The organism is Halalkalibaculum sp. DA384, assembly GCF_043951955.1.
Lineage (GTDB): Bacteria > Bacteroidota > Rhodothermia > Balneolales > Balneolaceae > JAMQKA01.
Genome location: NZ_JBINJE010000003.1, coordinates 13,312 through 29,923, shown reverse-complemented (window position 1 = coordinate 29,923; position 16,612 = coordinate 13,312). Strand labels below are relative to the sequence as shown.

General features: G+C 51.3%; 10 protein-coding genes. All 10 read left to right on the top strand.

Going from position 1 to position 16,612, the window contains the following annotated elements; genetic code table 11:
* The first annotated feature begins 68 nt into the window (after positions 1–68).
* The 10 genes from ACG2E4_RS02590 to ACG2E4_RS02545 all read left to right on the top strand — a co-directional run bounded on the left by ACG2E4_RS02590 (position 69) and on the right by ACG2E4_RS02545 (position 16,604).
* Entirely contained in the window at positions 69–1,031 is a 963-nt protein-coding gene (locus ACG2E4_RS02590) for an RraA family protein (protein ID WP_395275619.1), read from the top strand.
* Positions 1,032–1,079: 48 nt separating this feature from the next.
* Positions 1,080–2,501 carry a mandelate racemase/muconate lactonizing enzyme family protein gene (locus ACG2E4_RS02585; RefSeq protein ID WP_395275618.1) on the top strand — a complete coding sequence of 474 codons (1,422 nt, stop codon included), beginning with the start codon at positions 1,080–1,082 and terminating at the stop codon, positions 2,499–2,501.
* A gap of 166 nt (positions 2,502–2,667) precedes the next feature.
* Positions 2,668–3,825 carry a bile acid:sodium symporter family protein gene (locus ACG2E4_RS02580; protein ID WP_395275617.1) on the top strand — a complete coding sequence of 386 codons (1,158 nt, stop codon included), beginning with the start codon at positions 2,668–2,670 and terminating at the stop codon, positions 3,823–3,825.
* A 228-nt stretch (positions 3,826–4,053) separates the two neighbouring features.
* On the top strand, positions 4,054–5,451 hold the full coding sequence (locus tag ACG2E4_RS02575; RefSeq protein ID WP_395275616.1) for a mandelate racemase/muconate lactonizing enzyme family protein: 1,398 nt from the start codon (positions 4,054–4,056) through the stop codon (positions 5,449–5,451).
* A 281-nt stretch (positions 5,452–5,732) separates the two neighbouring features.
* Positions 5,733–7,103, top strand: a complete 1,371-nt coding sequence (locus ACG2E4_RS02570; protein WP_395275615.1) for an AGE family epimerase/isomerase — start codon at positions 5,733–5,735, stop codon at positions 7,101–7,103.
* A gap of 153 nt (positions 7,104–7,256) precedes the next feature.
* Positions 7,257–9,413, top strand: a complete 2,157-nt coding sequence (locus tag ACG2E4_RS02565) for a PQQ-binding-like beta-propeller repeat protein (RefSeq protein ID WP_395275614.1) — start codon at positions 7,257–7,259, stop codon at positions 9,411–9,413.
* A 213-nt stretch (positions 9,414–9,626) separates the two neighbouring features.
* Positions 9,627–10,724: a carbohydrate-binding family 9-like protein gene (locus ACG2E4_RS02560; protein ID WP_395275613.1), complete on the top strand. Its 1,098-nt coding sequence runs from the start codon at positions 9,627–9,629 to the stop codon at positions 10,722–10,724.
* Positions 10,725–11,179: 455 nt separating this feature from the next.
* Positions 11,180–11,731, top strand: coding sequence for an RNA polymerase sigma-70 factor (locus ACG2E4_RS02555; RefSeq protein WP_395257076.1), 552 nt, complete (start codon positions 11,180–11,182; stop codon positions 11,729–11,731).
* A gap of 255 nt (positions 11,732–11,986) precedes the next feature.
* Positions 11,987–12,925 carry a FecR family protein gene (locus tag ACG2E4_RS02550; RefSeq protein WP_395275612.1) on the top strand — a complete coding sequence of 313 codons (939 nt, stop codon included), beginning with the start codon at positions 11,987–11,989 and terminating at the stop codon, positions 12,923–12,925.
* A gap of 178 nt (positions 12,926–13,103) precedes the next feature.
* Positions 13,104–16,604 carry a SusC/RagA family TonB-linked outer membrane protein gene (locus ACG2E4_RS02545; protein WP_395257072.1) on the top strand — a complete coding sequence of 1,167 codons (3,501 nt, stop codon included), beginning with the start codon at positions 13,104–13,106 and terminating at the stop codon, positions 16,602–16,604.
* Positions 16,605–16,612: the final 8 nt, after the last annotated feature.

The window sequence follows — 16,612 nt, the reverse complement described above, 5'->3', positions numbered from 1 at the left end:
TGATACATCGTCAATAAATCAAGTAAAACATAACATGTAAATATAAAGTCATATTAACCATGGATACAATGAACCCTTTAGAGCATTTTTTTACCAGAAGATTTAAACAGGGTATACTGCTGGTGGCCGCATTTATTCTTTGCCTGCAGGTTCCCCTTAACGCACAAAAAATTCCCAGGCAAACCTTGATTTCCATGACCTCTGAGTGGGAGGGGGAGCGCTACCCGGACGGCCGTCCCAAGGTGCCTGCCGACGTATTGGAGCGGATGGAAGAGGTATCGATTGAAGAAGCCTGGGGAACGCTGCGGCAGCACGACTACCACAACCAGTTTGCCGGAGGCCCCTGGAAAATACTTAAACCGGGGGAAGTAATGGTTGGCCGCGCGTTAACGGCGACGTACTATCCTGCACGACCGGGCGTGCAGAAGCACATTTCGGAACAACAGGAGAAAGCCGGACATACCGGTCCCACCAACACCTGGCCGATAGATATGCTCAACCAGGGCGACCTGTATGTGGCCAATGGATTTGGCAAAATCAAAGACGGTACGCTGATCGGTGATCGGCTGGGCAACACCATTTATGCCAATTCCGGAAACGGCGTGGTGTTCGAAGGTTCTTCCCGTGACCGAGAGGGCCTCTCCGAGATTGAGGGATTCAACGCCTTTGTCAGAGACTGGGATCCCTCCTTTATTCAGCATATGATGCTGATCGGGCTGAATACCCCGACGCTGATTGGAGAAGCTACCGTGATGCCCGGTGACGTGGTACTGGCCAAGCAGACCGGTGTTATCTTCATCCCGGCTCATCTTGCAGAAGAAGTCGTGATCGATTCGGAGCGAACCCGTCTGCGAGACGGTTTTGCCCACCAGCGCGTGCAGGACGGTACCTACACCGCCGGGCAGATGGATACCGAGTGGACAGACGAAATACGGCAGGATTTTGAAAACTGGTTGCGGTCCAACAGCGAGGAGCTGCAGGAAAAGTTCGGGGTAGGCCAGGCAACCATTGACGAACTCTTGGAAGAGTAGGGTGAAATTCTTGCAGCACTGAATAAAAAAATCAAAAAATGTAGTCTTATGAGTAAAGAAACCAACAAGAAGGGTGTGAATCGAAGAGATTTTATTAAGCAGGCGGGAATGGGAGGACTGGGCTTGGGGGCTGTCTTGATGGCCCCGTACGAACAGCAGCTTGAGCAGGCCACCTCAAGGGTAAACCGGAATTCCGCCCCGTCCGACCTCGAAATTACCGATATGCGAATTGCCGAGATTGACGGTATTCCCTTCCGGACACCGATCATCCGGATCGATACCAACCAGGGAATTTCCGGCTTCGGGGAGGTTCGTGACGGGGGCGACCCCCGCTATGCGTTGATGCTGAAGAGCCGTATCCTGGGGCTCAATCCATGCAATGTTGAAAAAATATTTAAAATTATCCGCCAGTTTGGCGATCACGGACGGCAGGGCGGCGGCGTGTCCGGGGTGGAAACGGCCCTCTGGGATCTGACCGGGAAAGCGTACGGGGTGCCCGTCTATCAGCTGCTGGGCGGGAAATACCGTGACAAGGTACGGCTTTACGCCGATACTGCAGGGGCCGACGATCCCCACGTGTTTGCCAGGCGGATGAAAGAGACCCGGGTCGACAAGGGCTACACCGCCCTGAAGATGGATATCGGCATCGGGCTGCTGGATGATATCGAAGGGGCCTTGGTGAATACGCACCATCACGCACCGCAGGGCAGCCGGGAGCTGCAGAGCCAGTACTCCGGCACGCACGGGGAATACGGGCAGATCGATCACCCGTTCACCCGTATCCAGATTACGGAAAAAGGACTGGACGCACTGGAGGAATATGTAAGCGTTATGCGCGATACCATCGGATACGAAATACCGCTCGGCATCGATCACACCGGTCACTTTGACACCGACGAAGCGATCAAGCTGGCTCACAGGCTCGAACCTTATACGCTGGCCTATATGGAAGATATGGTTGCATGGAAGTGGATCGACAAATGGAAAGAAATTACCCGCTCTACTACCACTCCCACCATGACCGGCGAAGATATCTTTGGCCTGGAGGGAGGCTTCAAGGAGCTGATAGACAAGCAGGCGGTGAATATGGTGCATCCCGATCTTGGGTCTACAGGGGGGATCCTGGAGACCAAGAGAATTGGGGATTACGCCCAGCAGGGCGGCCTGGCGATGTACCTGCACTACGCGGGTTCCCCCATCGGATTTTTTGCCTCTGTACACGCAGCGGCAGCCACCGAAAATTTTGTGGCCCTGGAGCATCATTCAGTAGAAAACGATGCCTGGTACAGCCTGATTGCCGGTGATACGGTGGTATTTGACGAGGGATACGTGCCGGTACCGGAGAAACCGGGGCTGGGCTTCGATCTCAATATGGAGGCGGTCAAGGAACTGCTTATTGACGGTGCCGGGTTCTTTGAGCCCACTCCGGAATGGGACGAACAGCGATCCTGGGATCGGCTCTGGAGCTAGCCGCATTTTTTTGCCAAAACTATCGTGAAAAATGGGGATTAAATTGACAACCGGGCAGGCGGGAAAGGCCGATGAATGGGTTTTCCCCGCTTCCCTTCCAATCTCGTATTGCTCTACACGCTCAAATGTTTTGAATACACTAATTTAAACACAAAAAGTTGTATAGATGAAGTTATCGTTCAAGCTATTATTGTATCTGAGCCTGCTCTGTTTTCTCGCGGCCGGGGTGGTCCTGGCCCTGGGCTACGGTGCGAGCCTGCTCGGTCCGCTGATCACCACCATGTTCGTGGCCCTGGCGATCGGAGTACGGGGCACCGACACGATCTTCAAGTCGTTCGCCTTCTCCTTGTGGATCTTTGCCTCCGTCTCTTTTGCCATGTTTTACCCGCAGTATATGACAAGCTGGGGCGGGTATGACCTGAGTAACCTGATTGTCCCGCTGATCCAGCTCATCATGTTTGGGATGGGCACCCAGCTGAGCCTGCAGGATTTTGCCGGCGTGCTGAAAAAACCCAAAGGCGTGGCGGTGGGCCTGGTTTGCCAGTATTCTATTATGCCGCTGGTGGGGATCAGCCTGGCGCTGAGCTTCGGCTTTCCCGCTGAAATTGCCGCCGGTGTGGTGCTGATCGGTTCCTGCCCGGGCGGGGTGGCCTCCAATGTGATGGCCTTCATCGGCAAGGCGGACCTGGCCCTGTCGATTACCCTGACGGCGGTCTCCACGATGCTCTCGCCGCTGGCAACGCCGTTTCTGATGCAGCTGCTGGCCGGCCAGTTTGTCCCGATCGATGCGATCGGGATGATGTGGAGCATTCTGAACATGATTATCGCCCCGATTGTGCTGGGGCTGCTGTTTAACCATTTTCTGCACGGAAAGGTCAAGTGGCTGGACGATATCATGCCACTGGTTTCGATGGCGGGCATCGCCTTTATCATTGCGGTGATCACGGCGGCAGGCCGCGACTCGCTGGTCTCGATCGGGCTGCTGCTGATCCTGGCGGCCGTCATTCACAATGCGCTGGGCTACTTTTTTGGCTACTGGGGCTGCCGGCTGTTCGGGATGGACGAGAAGTCGTGCCGCACCATCGCCTTTGAGGTGGGCATGCAGAACGGGGGGATGGCCTCCGGGCTGGCCCAGGAGATGGGCAAGCTGGCGACCGTGGGACTGGCTCCCGCCGTGTTTGGCCCGTGGATGAACATCTCCGGTTCCACCCTGGCCAACTGGTGGCGCCGCCGGGCACTGGCCGAGGAGGGAGAGCTCCCCGGCGAAGAACCCGAGACCGCCAGGGCTGAGGCCGGTACCCAGCAAGTCAGTGACGCGGAGTAAACAGGTCAAAAAATACCAAAGAGGGTTGTTTTATAACACCTTCTTTTGAGGGAGTTGCACTCTCGTTTAAAAGGGCAATACGGTCGGTGGTACAACCACTTCCCAACAAAGTAGAAGGTTCTGAAAAGGTTCCTCATATAAAAATCCGGAAGTTGTGCCACGATCGATTGCGGATATAATCGGCCGGGAGTTCAACGGATTCAACAAATTAAATGAAGGATGGCATGTATGGAAAATAAAACAGGTAAAAACAGTCGGAGAAATTTTCTTAAAAAGGTCGGACTGGGCGGGCTCAGTATGGCTGGTTTGACACTGGCCCCGATCGAGGACCAGGTGGCTTACGCCTCTCAACACGTCAACCGTAATTCGAACCCTTCGGAACTTGAAATTACTGACATGCGGGTCACGCGGGTTCTTCGCACGCCCATTATCCGTATCTACACCAACCAGGGTATTGTCGGTCATGGAGATGTCCGCGATATCGGGGATTATCGCTATGCCCTGATGTTGAAGAGCCGCATCCTGGGACTCAATCCCTGCAACGTCGAAAAAATATTTAAAATCATAAAGCAGTTTGGCCATCACGGTCGGCAGGGCGGTGGCGTATCGGGTGTGGAAACGGCCCTGTGGGACCTGGCCGGGAAAGCGTACGGCGTGCCCGTCTACCAGATGCTGGGCGGGAAGTACCGTGAAAAGGTGCGCATCTACTGCGATACCACGATGTCGAGCGATCCCCAGGAGTATGCGATGCGGATGCAGGAACGGGTAGACCGGGGATATACCGCCCTGAAAATGGATATCGGCATCAGCCTGCTGGAGGATGTCGAAGGAGCGCTTGTCAACACCGAACACTGGGAAAACAAACCGGGCGGGCTGAGTGGCTGGAATTCGATTCCCGGCAGTTATGCCAACACCGAACACCCGTTCACCCGTGTGCAGGTAACCGAAAAGGGAATCGACCGGCTGATGGAGTACCTGGACGTGATGCGCTCGCAGATCGGGTACGAAATACCGATGGGTACCGACCACTGGGGACATTTTGGCGTAAACGAGGCGATCAAGCTGGCCCGGGCGGCCGAGCCGTATAACCTGGCCTACATGGAGGACCTTATTCCCTGGCAGTACACGGACCAGTGGCGAGAGATCACCGAAGCCTCCACGACGCCCACCCTTACGGGCGAAGATATCTACATGCTGGAAGGGGGCTTCAAGGAGCTGATCGACAAGCAGGCGGTGAATATTGTGCATCCCGATCCCGTGGGCGCCGGCGGACTCCTGGAAACAAAAAAAATTGGCGACTATGCTCAACAGAAGGGCATCCCCATGCAGATGCACCATGCTTCATCCCCGGTCTCGTTCCTGGGTTGCGTGCACGCCGCGGCCGCCACTGAAAATTTCCTGTGGCTGGAGCATCACTTTGTGGATACCCCCTGGTATGATGACCTGGTTACAGGTATTGAGAAGCCGATTGTCCAGAATGGCTACGTCAAGGTCCCGGAAAAACCGGGTCTCGGGGTGGAGCTGAATGAGGAGGTTGTAAAAGAACATATGGATCAGGAGCTTGGCTTCTTCGAACCGACCCCGGAATGGGATGAGCAGCGCTCCTGGGATCGCCTGTGGAGTTAATCCGGCTGGTGGAAATTTTCGCGATGCAGAACATAGACTATTTAACCAGGAAATAGATTCATGAGAAAAGCCGCTTATCCCGGATTATTCACTAAGAAATTTGCTACGGCACTCAAATTTGAGCTATAGATGATTTTCGATATATCAAACAATATCAATGGCTTATACATCTATTTTTAATATGATTGTGAATAGTTCGGGTTATGGATTTCAGTTACTCTCATAGTTGAATCTGTGAGACGGTTGTGTAACGGTAAAATTAAAAGTTAGGGGATAAAGGTATGTTGAAATTTAATGAGGGATTTAGTGCAAACACAGTTCGTTACCTGATTATCGTCCTGGCAGGTTGTTTAATCACCAGCTGTCAGACTTCGACCACTGAAAACCAGTCGGTACAGCAACGGCAGGAAATAGCTTCCGAAATTGACAGCGTACTGGTTGACCAGTACAACTTGTGGTACCCGCGAACTGTTGATAATAAGTATGGCGGTTTTTTGAGCCGGTATTCCCATGACTGGCAGTCGATTGGTCCCCAGGATAAAATGATCGTTACCCAGGCGCGCCATACCTGGACGGCGTCAAAAGTTGCCTATCGCGATCCATCCAGGAAAGATTTTGTCAAATATGGAAAGCACGGGTTCGATTTTCTCCGGAATCACATGTGGGATGAGGAGTATGGCGGTTTCTATACCAGCGTAACGCGCGAAGGAGAGGTGACTCCCGACGATGACGGGGTCATCCGCAAAGGACTCTACGGGAATGCATTTGGTATCTACGGGCTGGCCTCCTATTACCAGGCTTCGGGGGATTCGGCCGCCCTGGTGCTTGCCCGGCAGGCGTTCGAGTGGCTGGACAAAGGCTCCTACGATCATGAACACGGCGGCTATTTTAACAGCCTGACGCGAGAGGGAGAGCCGTACGAGCAGGGCTATCCCAAGGATTACAACAGCGGCATTCACATCCTGGAGGCTCTGGCAGAACTCTACCAGGTGTGGCCAGACCAAACAGTTCGGGCCCGACTTTACGACATGTTCCGGGTGGTACGCGATACCTTTACCACCGACAGGGGATATATGAACCTCTACTTCCGGGAAGACTGGACGCCCGTCGTGTATACGGATTCCTCACGGGCAGTCCAGGAACAGAATCTGGCCACCGACCACATCACATTTGGGCATGATATAGAAACCGCTTTTCTGATCCTTGAGGCCGCTCATGCCCTTGATTTCAGCGAAGATTCAGTGTTGACGCACGCGAAAAAGATGGTCGATCACACAATCGACAAGGCATGGGATGAGGAGGAGGGTGGTTTCTACGACCGCGGCTATTATTTCCAGGGTGATAGTGAGATAACTATCACCGATTCATCCAAAGTCTGGTGGGCCCAGGCAGAGGCACTGCATTCACTGCTCATCATGGCCCGCCATTTTCCCGATGATCCGGAGTACAACTATTTTGACCTGTTTGCAAGGCAGTGGGAGTATATCAAGAACTATCTGCTGGATCCCCGGCACGGCGGATGGTATGAGCGAGGTCTTGATGAGGACCCCGATATGAGAGAAGCCCCCAAAGCAACCATCTGGAAAGGGAACTACCACACCATGCGGGCACTGCTTCGATGCAAACAATTGCTGCAGGATATGGGACAATAGTCGAAAAACGACGGGGAATATTGCAACAAACAACTAATGAGTAGAGGGCTTTTATAAAAAAGCAGGATATCTGCAGGGCCCGCAAACAACAAACCTGAAGTTAACAGCAATATCAGTTTGGGTAACATAAGATCAATGGTGAGCGGGTATTTGATGCCACTAGATATATCTGGATTTCTTCGAAAAGTTGGCTGCTGCTTTCTTGTTATTTTGCTGGCAAACGGTTGTCAGCCGGAGACTCGTGACGATGATTGGCCGATCTACAAGTCGGATGCCCACAGCAGCAGCTACTCCGGGCTGGCCCAGATCAACCGGCAGAATGTGGATCAGCTGCAGGTGGCCTGGACCTACCGCACCGGCGACCTGGAAGAAGGGGGATACTCCACGATGGAAACCAATCCCATTATCGTGGATGGGGTACTGTATGGGGGCTCTCCCCGGTTAACCGTGTTTGCCGTGGATGCGGCCACCGGCCAGGAGTACTGGAGCTACGCTCCCTTTGAGGATCCCCCGCGGGGATATATGCGCGGGGTCACCTACTGGCAGGACGGGGCTGAGAAGCAGATTTTATTTTCTGCCGGCACGTACCTGTTTGCCCTGGATGCGGAGACCGGCCGGCCGGTCGACGAATTTGGCGATAATGGCCGCATAGATCTCAATGAGGGGCTGGGGCGGGATCCCGCCACCATCTCCGTTAAATCTCCCTCTCCCGGTATGATCTATGAGGATCTGATCATCATGGGGTCGGCCACGGGGGAAGGCTATGCGTCGGCCCCCGGCCATATTCGCGCCTATAACGTACGTACCGGCCGGCAGGAGTGGATATTTCACACAATCCCCCGGCCCGGCGATCTCGGTTACGACACCTGGCAGCAGGTGGAAGGGGACCAGGAGATTGCCAAAGGGGGCGTCAACAACTGGGCGGGGATGAGCCTGGACCGCCGCCGCGGGATCGTGTACGTGCCGCTCGGTTCCCCCACCTACGACTTTTACGGGGGCGACCGCCCGGGGCAAAACCTGTTTGGCAACGCCCTGCTCGCCCTGGATGCGGCCACGGGGCAGTATAAATGGCACTACCAGACGGTGCATCACGATCTGTGGGACTACGACCTGCCGGCCCCGCCCAACCTGCTGACGGTGCAGCGGGAGGGCGAGCAGATCCCGGCGGTGGCGCAAGTCACAAAAACAGGATTTACGTTTGTCTTTAACCGGCAGACCGGCAAGCCGCTGTTCGAGATTGAAGAGCGGCCCGTTCCGCAGTCGAATGTGGAGGGGGAACAGGCCTGGCCCACCCAGCCCCACCCGGTGGCACCGGAGCCCTTCATCCGCCAGAATTTTACGCGGGATGAGGTCCCGGAGTTTTCCAAACAGGCCTGCGATTCGGTATCCGCAATGGTTGACCGGTACCGGACCGATGGATTATTTACCCCGCCCGACCCCAGGGGCACGCTCCTGTTTCCAAGTACGCGGGGCGGGGCCAACTGGGGCGGGGCGGCCCACGATCCTGAAACCGGCCTGCTCTATATCAACGCCAATGAAACACCTGAGCTGATGAGGTTGCGGCGGGTCGGGCGGCAAACCCCGGCCGATGGTACCCTGTCCGAGAAGGGCAAGGCGATCTACGAGCAGAGCTGCGCAACCTGCCATGGTGCGGACTTGAGCGGTCAGCATCCTGTTTACCCGGCCCTTGCCAATGTCGGGGAGCGCCTCTCCAGGGATCAGGTGCGCTCGATCATCCAGGAGGGCGGAGCCCGGATGCCCGCGTTTTCCAATATCACAGATGAGGAAATTGAGTCCATCATCGCCTTCCTCTTTAACGAGAACCAGGCGACCACAGAACCGTCTGATGGGGATATGGAACAGCAGAAAAATGAAGGGAGCGGGCGATATATGAATATGAGCGCCTACAGCCGGCTGGAAACCCCCGATGGGTTTCCGGCCATCAAGCCGCCCTGGGGTACGCTGAATGCGATTAACCTGAATACCGGCAGGATTGAGTGGCGTATTCCGCTGGGCACCGATCCCGACCTGGCCGACCGCGACATCTCTCCCACGGGCCTGGAGAGCTGGGGCGGTCCGATGGTGACGGCCGGCGGGCTGGTGTTTATCGGCGGAACACCAGATAAGAAGTTCAGGGCCTTTGACAAGGCGACCGGGGAGCTGCTCTGGGAGACCACCCTGCCGGCGGGCGGGTTTGCCACCCCGGCAAGCTATATGGTGGACGGCAAGCAGTATGTCGTCATTGCCGCCGGCGGCGGGCGGGGAATCGCCCCGGGCGATTATTACGTGGCCTTTGCCCTGCCGGAATAAAGGGGCATTTTTCCTTGCTGCAACCGTTCATGGGACCGCTCCCCTCCCCCGCGAATAGCAAGAGAACAATATAACGGCCGTACAAAGTCCATGATAAACATGAGTCAACAAGGCATGATGATATATACAGATAGCCGCACTATAGATGAATTAAGTATACCCGTCCTTGGAGCCAGAATGAAATTACCATATATCTCTCTGGTTTTTTTGCTTATGCTTTCAACGTTACCGGGCTGCAGCGCTGAAGAGTCCAATAGCCCGGGGAGCAGCGAATATGAAGAGTTCGCCAGGCCGCAGATTGAATTTAATCCCAAAACCTATGTGGTGTACAAAACCGGTGAGCCGATTAACGTGGATGGTGTTCTGGAGGAGGCGAGCTGGGAAGAGGTCCGCTGGAGCGACGATTTTGTGCCGATCGATGGGACTACGGAAACAAAGCCGGAGCACCGGACGCGGGTCAAACTGCTGTGGGATGAAAAGTACCTGTACGTGGCCGCGGAGTTGGAAGAGGACGATATCTGGGCAACGATGACCGAGCGGAACGCCCCGCTGTACCTGGATAATGCGTTCGAAATCTTCGTGGATCCCAACGCCGACACCCATAATTACCTGGAGTTTGAGATCAACGCACTCGGAACCATTTGGGACCTCTTCCTGACAAAGCCGTACCGCGACGGCGCCCAGGCGCTCAGCAACTGGAACCTGCTGGATCACCAGTCGGCAGTGGCGTTGGAGGGATCAATCAATAATCCCGACGACGATGACAACAAATGGAGTGTTGAGATAGCCCTCCCGATGGAGGCCCTGCTGGAGGTGGCGCCCGGCAGCAGGGAGGTTCGGCAGGGCGACCGGTGGAAGGTCAACTTTGCAAGAGCTCAACGGCGCCTGGAGGTTAAGGATGGCACGTATCAACTCGAAGAAAATCCGGCCACCAACGAGCCCTGCGGCCCTGAGTTCGCGGTGTGGTCGCCCCAGGGATTAAACAATATCCATTATCCCGAGATGTGGGGGGTAGTCCAGTTTTCCGGAAAAATTGCCGGGGAAGAGGAAGAGCAGTTCAGGCAAGAACCCGGCGAGCGGGTGAGATGGGCACTGCGGCAGCTTTACTACGAGATGCGGGAGTACAAACTCAATTACGGTTCATACACAGATGATCCGGAAGTGTTGGGGATACGGGACATCGACATTGAAGGCATGGAGTTTAATCCTGATATAGAGGTGACAACGAGGATGTTTGAGGTTTCAATACCCGGGATAGACGGCGAACAAACCTGGCACATCCGGCAGGACGGCAGGGTATGGAGCGAGTAGGGACTGCTCCGGTTATTCCTGGCGTAGAATAACCGGAGATACCTGATTTTCCATGTCGAAGCTATTTGAAGCACAAAAAAAATACGCAAATCCACAAACAGGCCAGCGGTGGTCGGTCTGCACAATGTGCCTTGTGCGGGCTCTTTCATGCCGTTAATACCGGTGTGATTGGGGATCCTTACGATTTCTTCTATATTGCTGATTCAAACGGGATAGGGCACACTTATAATGTAACTCACTTCTACTTAACACTATGAATACCTTTAAACACCTCACGTGTATACTTCTGTTATTTTTAATTTCCAAAACTGGATTACTGAATTAAGAATTATGTAGACGGCTGAATAATAATTTTTCAGTTCGTAATATTATACAGAAAGGGCATTAACAATTAACGTACCAGATTTTTTCAGAAGCAATTGAGGACAGGCCCCCCAAATAACGGTGATCAGTTGGTGTGGATTGAAAAGATCCAAAGGGGGGATCACCAGGCGTTCGAGAAATTATTTAAAGAGTACTACCTATCGCTGACGCGCTTTGCCTGGCGATATGTGAAATCAAAAGCAATTGCAGAAGAAATTGTTCAAGATGTGTTTGCTGATTTATGGGACAACCGGGAGGATTGGAGGATTGATTATTCAATACGTTCCTACCTGTATAAAACGGTCAAGAATGAGAGTCTCAATCATTTAAAGCACCAGAAAATTGAGGAGAAGTATGCTGGCAAGTGGACGGATCAAAAAGAGAATCCCACGATAGAGTTTGACTATGAGCTGAGAGAAGAGCAGATAAGAGAGGCAGTGAAAAAGGCTATTGATGAGCTCCCCAGACGTGCAAAGATGACGTACAAACTGCATCGTCACGACGGGTTGACATACCATGAAATTGCTGAAGTGATGGAGATCTCAGTTAAAACCGTGGAATCGCAAATGACGCGCACATTAAAGACGCTACGCGAACGACTTTCCTACCTGTTACCCATTTTTCTGACCTTTCTGATCGTGTAACAGTCATAACTTTTAAAATTATTTCTTCCATAAAGCCCCCTTGAAAGATTATAGGGGCCTTTTGGGGGATGGTGTGGATATCTGTCAAGAAAAAATAAAAAAATTACGGGGTGCACTCTATCTAGGTTGTCTTAGTATTAGAAGTGATAAAAACCATGCTAAAATAACACAGTAAAGTTGGAAAACTGGAATTTAATACAGCGATACATTACGGGAAATGCATCGCCCAAAGAAAGGCGAGAACTATGGCGTTGGATGGGCAAAGATCCTGAGAACAGGGAGCTGGTGAGAGAGCTCCAGGAAATCTGGGAGTTAACCCCTGAAGAGGAGTTTGAAACTAATGTTGAAGATGCGTGGAAGAAGTTTCGGGAAGAAAAAATTGATGCTCCGAAAACCCCTTCAATCGGTTACAGGAGTCATCAGCATACTTCTGTTTTACCATATGTGTTCCGCGCTGCAGCCGTAATACTGGTTATTCTGCTTGCGGGTTATTTCGCTCAAAACTATTTGACCAATTCAAATATCGAAGATCCCCAGGAGTTTTATGTGATGCAGGATCTTGTAACAGAGAGCGGGGAAAAGGCGAGTGTAAGTTTTTCTGACGGGACCCGGGTTATCCTTAATGCAGCCAGCACTCTCCGGTTTCCCAAAAGGTTTGATGGTGCAAAACGGGAAGTCTACCTGGATGGTGAGGCTTACTTCAAGGTGGCTCACAACCCGGAAAGTCCTTTTGTCGTGCATACGGATAAGGCTGAAATTGAAGTGTTGGGAACGGAATTCAATGTGCAGGGATGGGAGGAAGACACTAACACGGCCGTAACCGTCAGCGAGGGGAAAGTATCTGTAAAATCGATGAATCCCGATAAAACCGAGAAGGCCGTTCTCACTAAAGGAGAATATACCAGGGTGGAAGAAGCAAAAGGTCTTGCCCCGGTCCAACGAGTAAAAATTGAAAATCACCTGCTGTGGACCCAGGGGGGAATACATTTCGATAATGTCCCTTTCAGACAGGTATTTCGGCACCTGGAGCGAAAATTTGATGTGCAGATTCAGGTACCCGACAAAGGGATTTTGGATGTACCATATACCAGCACGTTTCGCCAGGCAGAGCTCAACGAAATCATACACGTACTCTCTGCTTCACTGGATATGACATATGAGCGAAACGGTTCTATGATAAAGTTTAAAGAATAAAGAAGGACTGTACGAAAATTTGATCGGAACCTTGTTTTCTGGTCATTGGGATGAAAATCACACAGGGAACGTCGGCTCTTTAGCTTTTGGAGTGGCGATAACGTGATTTTCGGGATAGAATTAAAATAGAAATGCAGGAAGGGAATCCTGCAGATCATAACTTAAGAAAGGGAAAATCATGGGAACAAGATTACACAGTCATGCCAGATGGATTTCAGTCTTTTTAGTCGTCATTGTAGGGCTTCCGTTACAGAGCCTGGCGGCCCAGCAGTCTCAGGAGGAACAGAGGTTTGCCAAGGTCCAAAATGTGACAGCGTCCGATATTCAACAGATGTTCTACAAGGTCGAGATCGATAAAAAGATTGATCTCAATATAGTTAATTCAACCGTTGAAAAAGCGCTTAAGCAGGTTGCCCGAAAAACGGGGCTTAAGTTGACATATCGTGGCGATATAATGAACAATGATAGAATTACAATCAAGAAAAAGGGTATAGGGGTCAGTAACGCACTCGATCTGATCCTGAAAGATACTCATCTTGACTATATGTTCTCGCAAAATGGGTACCTGTTAATCAGTAATAAAAAAGGTCAGTTTGACCAGCCTGTTGTGGTAGAAACTGTTAGTGGTTTGGTAACGGATGCGCAAACGGGCGACCCTATGCCGGGAGCAAACGTTTCTGTAAAGGGAACGACAACGGGAGCCTCTGCCAATAGCGATGGTAGTTATGAGCTGGCAGTCCCAACATTACAGGATACCCTGGTTTTCTCATTTATAGGTTATGAGACACAGGAAGTACCAATTAATGGGCGTACTCAAATTGATGTTCAATTAGTACCCCAGGCGGTAGCTGGAGAGGAATTGGTGGTTACAGCTCTTGGAATTGCCAGGGAAACCCGTTCAATAGGATATTCGACATCTACGGTAGAACCAGATCAATTTTCCGTAAATCGCTCGGGCAATTTTATGAACTCGCTCCAGGGACAGGTTGCCGGGGTGAATATAGAATCTGTTGCTTCGGGAGCCGGTAGCTCCAGTCGTGTTCGTATTCGTGGATTGTCCAGTTTCGGGAGTAATAATTCCCCGCTTATTGTAGTGGATGGGGTTCCCATATCAAATCAGGGACATCACGCCGCTATTGGTGCAGATGGTGAAATAGACGGTGGGGACGGGTTAAATAGTATAAGTCCTGATGCTATTGAGTCAATGACGGTGTTAAAAGGCGGAGCTGCGGCTGCTTTGTATGGTTCCCGGGCAAAGGATGGCGTGATAATTATTACTACTAAACGGGATGCGGGAGATCGCGGAATAGGAGTGACATTTAACAGCAATGTTCAGGTGGCTGCACCTTATGATGACCGGAATATACAGACAGAATATGGACAGGGCGAGGGCGGGCAACGTCCTACCTCATCTTTCCCCGGTAGCGGAGTCTGGAGCTTTGGTGAGAAAATTGAGCCCGGCATGACCCAAATATTGTTCGATGGTATAGAAGTGCCGTATGAAGTGCAGCCCAGCCATGTCGAAAATTTTATGCGTAATGCCGTAACAGTTAATAATTCTCTTAACCTGTCAACAGGAGGCCCCTCGAGTGGACTTAACCTGTCAGTATCTCAACTTAGCCAGGAAAGTATTGTGCCAAACTCAAATTTTAATCGGAACAATATAAGCTTTGGCTTCACACAGGATATAATGGACAATCTCAATGCGACCGGTAACATTAATTACAGTTATGAAAAAAATAATATGCCGGTCACAATGAATAACCAGGTTCTTAACGTACCTACGGTTATTTATACGTTGGCCAATACCCTTCCCCTGGACTTGCTAAGAGAAAACACATATGATGAGAATGGGAATGAAATTTTCTATTCCAGATTTGCTCACAGAACCAATCCATTTATTTCCACGGACCCTGACAAGCGGATTAACAATTCTCGCAGAGATCGTTTATATGGGAACGTGGCATTGCGATATGATCCTGCTGACTGGCTCTATCTTCAGGCACGGATCGGCCAGGATTATTTCAACCGGGATACGGAGGTAAATACACCAACCGGACTGGCTTTTGCCGGACCGGCGCCCGAAGGATTCTACAATGGCAGTTACGATGAGAATCTATACAGTTTTCGCGAAATAAATTTTGATTTTCTATTGGGAATTGAGCAGCAACTTAATGAACAATTAGCATTAAGTGGAACTTTTGGCGGTAACATAATGAATCAGCGGACGGACTCAAATACCCAGTCTGCCGATGATTTTATCGTTCGGGATCTGTACACACTGGGAAATGCCCGCCAAATTGCTGCTTCTTACAATTATACAGAGCGCCAGGTGAATTCATTGTTTGGAGAAGTTGAGTTTGACTACAAGAACTATCTGTATTTGAATTTCACCGCCCGTAATGATTGGTTCTCAACCCTTGACCCCGATCAACGGAGTATCCTGTATCCTTCTGTTTCCAGTAGTTTTGTTTTTACAGACGTGATTAATGACCTGCCGGACTGGTTAACACAGGGTACCCTGCGGGCGGCCTACTCAGAAGTGGGAAGCGACTCTGACGTTGGTTTTGCAGCGGGTCAGTTAACCTATGCCACAGCTACCAACCCTTATCCAAGCCGGGATGGTGGAATGCGTTCTATAGGTAGTATAGATGGTGCTACACTGCCTGTTTCCGGTTTGAAACCGATGCGGGTAAAAGAGTATGAGGCAGGTCTTGACCTTCAGTTGTTAGACAGGATTAACATTGATCTGACCTATTATAATAAGCGAAGCTTTGATCAGATATTAAATCAATCTATCTCTACGTCAACGGGATTTTCTCAACGACCCGTCAATGTCGGCGAAAGTGAAAACAGTGGAGTTGAGCTGCTGGTTGACGTTACACCGGTTCAGGCCCGTGATTTCGTCTGGAACTTTAGTGTAAACGGTTCCTACAATAAATCGAAAGTTATCGATCTGGGAGAAGAAACTGATGTACTGCCGGTAGGTGACGGAGACTGGCAAACCCCGGGAGGCACCATTCGTCATGTGGAAGGCAACCCGATGGCAGAGATTTGGGTGACGGGGTATCTGCGGGATGATCAAGGCCGAAAAATAATTAATCAGAATAATGGCTTGCCAATGCACACGCCAGAACCGATTAATTTCGGTACCGCGATTCCCAAATGGGTGGGAGGTATTAACAACTCCTTCCAGTACAGAAACCTGGGCTTTTCGTTTTTGATTGATTTTAAACTGGGCCATAAACTCCTGTCTGGTCTGGGACATAATCTGTATCGCCACGGGCTGGATCCACGTACACTGCCCGGCCGAGAAACCGGACGTATCGTCGTAGATGGCGTGGCCCCGGATGGGTCAGAAAATACGGTAGAAGCGAACGTATATTCTTTATACGGTTCTTATGGATCGTTGCGCGAACACCTGATTTATAATGCCGGATACTGGAAGCTCCGACAGGTCACCCTGGATTATAATTTAACCAGTCTGGTGTCTGATTTCCTGCCTGTAGAAAATATGGTGTTAAGTTTGGTTGGAAGACATCTGCTTGTTTTTAAAAAGTGGACTGAACAGCACGATCCTGAACAGGTAAGCTTTACAGGCGATAACAATATTGGAATTTCGGGAGCCGCTTTACCGATGACCAGGAATTTTGGATTTAACCTGAAAATAGAACTCTGACCGCAATT

What these genes read in the sequence shown, in the direction of transcription:
- ACG2E4_RS02590 (WP_395275619.1), top strand. Translation starts at nt 69, where the DNA reads ATGAACCCTTTAGAGCATTTTTTTACCAGAAGATTTAAACAGGGTATA.
- ACG2E4_RS02585 (WP_395275618.1), top strand. Translation starts at nt 1,080, where the DNA reads ATGAGTAAAGAAACCAACAAGAAGGGTGTGAATCGAAGAGATTTTATT.
- ACG2E4_RS02580 (WP_395275617.1), top strand. Translation starts at nt 2,668, where the DNA reads ATGAAGTTATCGTTCAAGCTATTATTGTATCTGAGCCTGCTCTGTTTT.
- ACG2E4_RS02575 (WP_395275616.1), top strand. Translation starts at nt 4,054, where the DNA reads ATGGAAAATAAAACAGGTAAAAACAGTCGGAGAAATTTTCTTAAAAAG.
- ACG2E4_RS02570 (WP_395275615.1), top strand. Translation starts at nt 5,733, where the DNA reads ATGTTGAAATTTAATGAGGGATTTAGTGCAAACACAGTTCGTTACCTG.
- ACG2E4_RS02565 (WP_395275614.1), top strand. Translation starts at nt 7,257, where the DNA reads ATGCCACTAGATATATCTGGATTTCTTCGAAAAGTTGGCTGCTGCTTT.
- ACG2E4_RS02560 (WP_395275613.1), top strand. Translation starts at nt 9,627, where the DNA reads ATGCTTTCAACGTTACCGGGCTGCAGCGCTGAAGAGTCCAATAGCCCG.
- ACG2E4_RS02550 (WP_395275612.1), top strand. Translation starts at nt 11,987, where the DNA reads ATGGGCAAAGATCCTGAGAACAGGGAGCTGGTGAGAGAGCTCCAGGAA.
- ACG2E4_RS02545 (WP_395257072.1), top strand. Translation starts at nt 13,104, where the DNA reads ATGGGAACAAGATTACACAGTCATGCCAGATGGATTTCAGTCTTTTTA.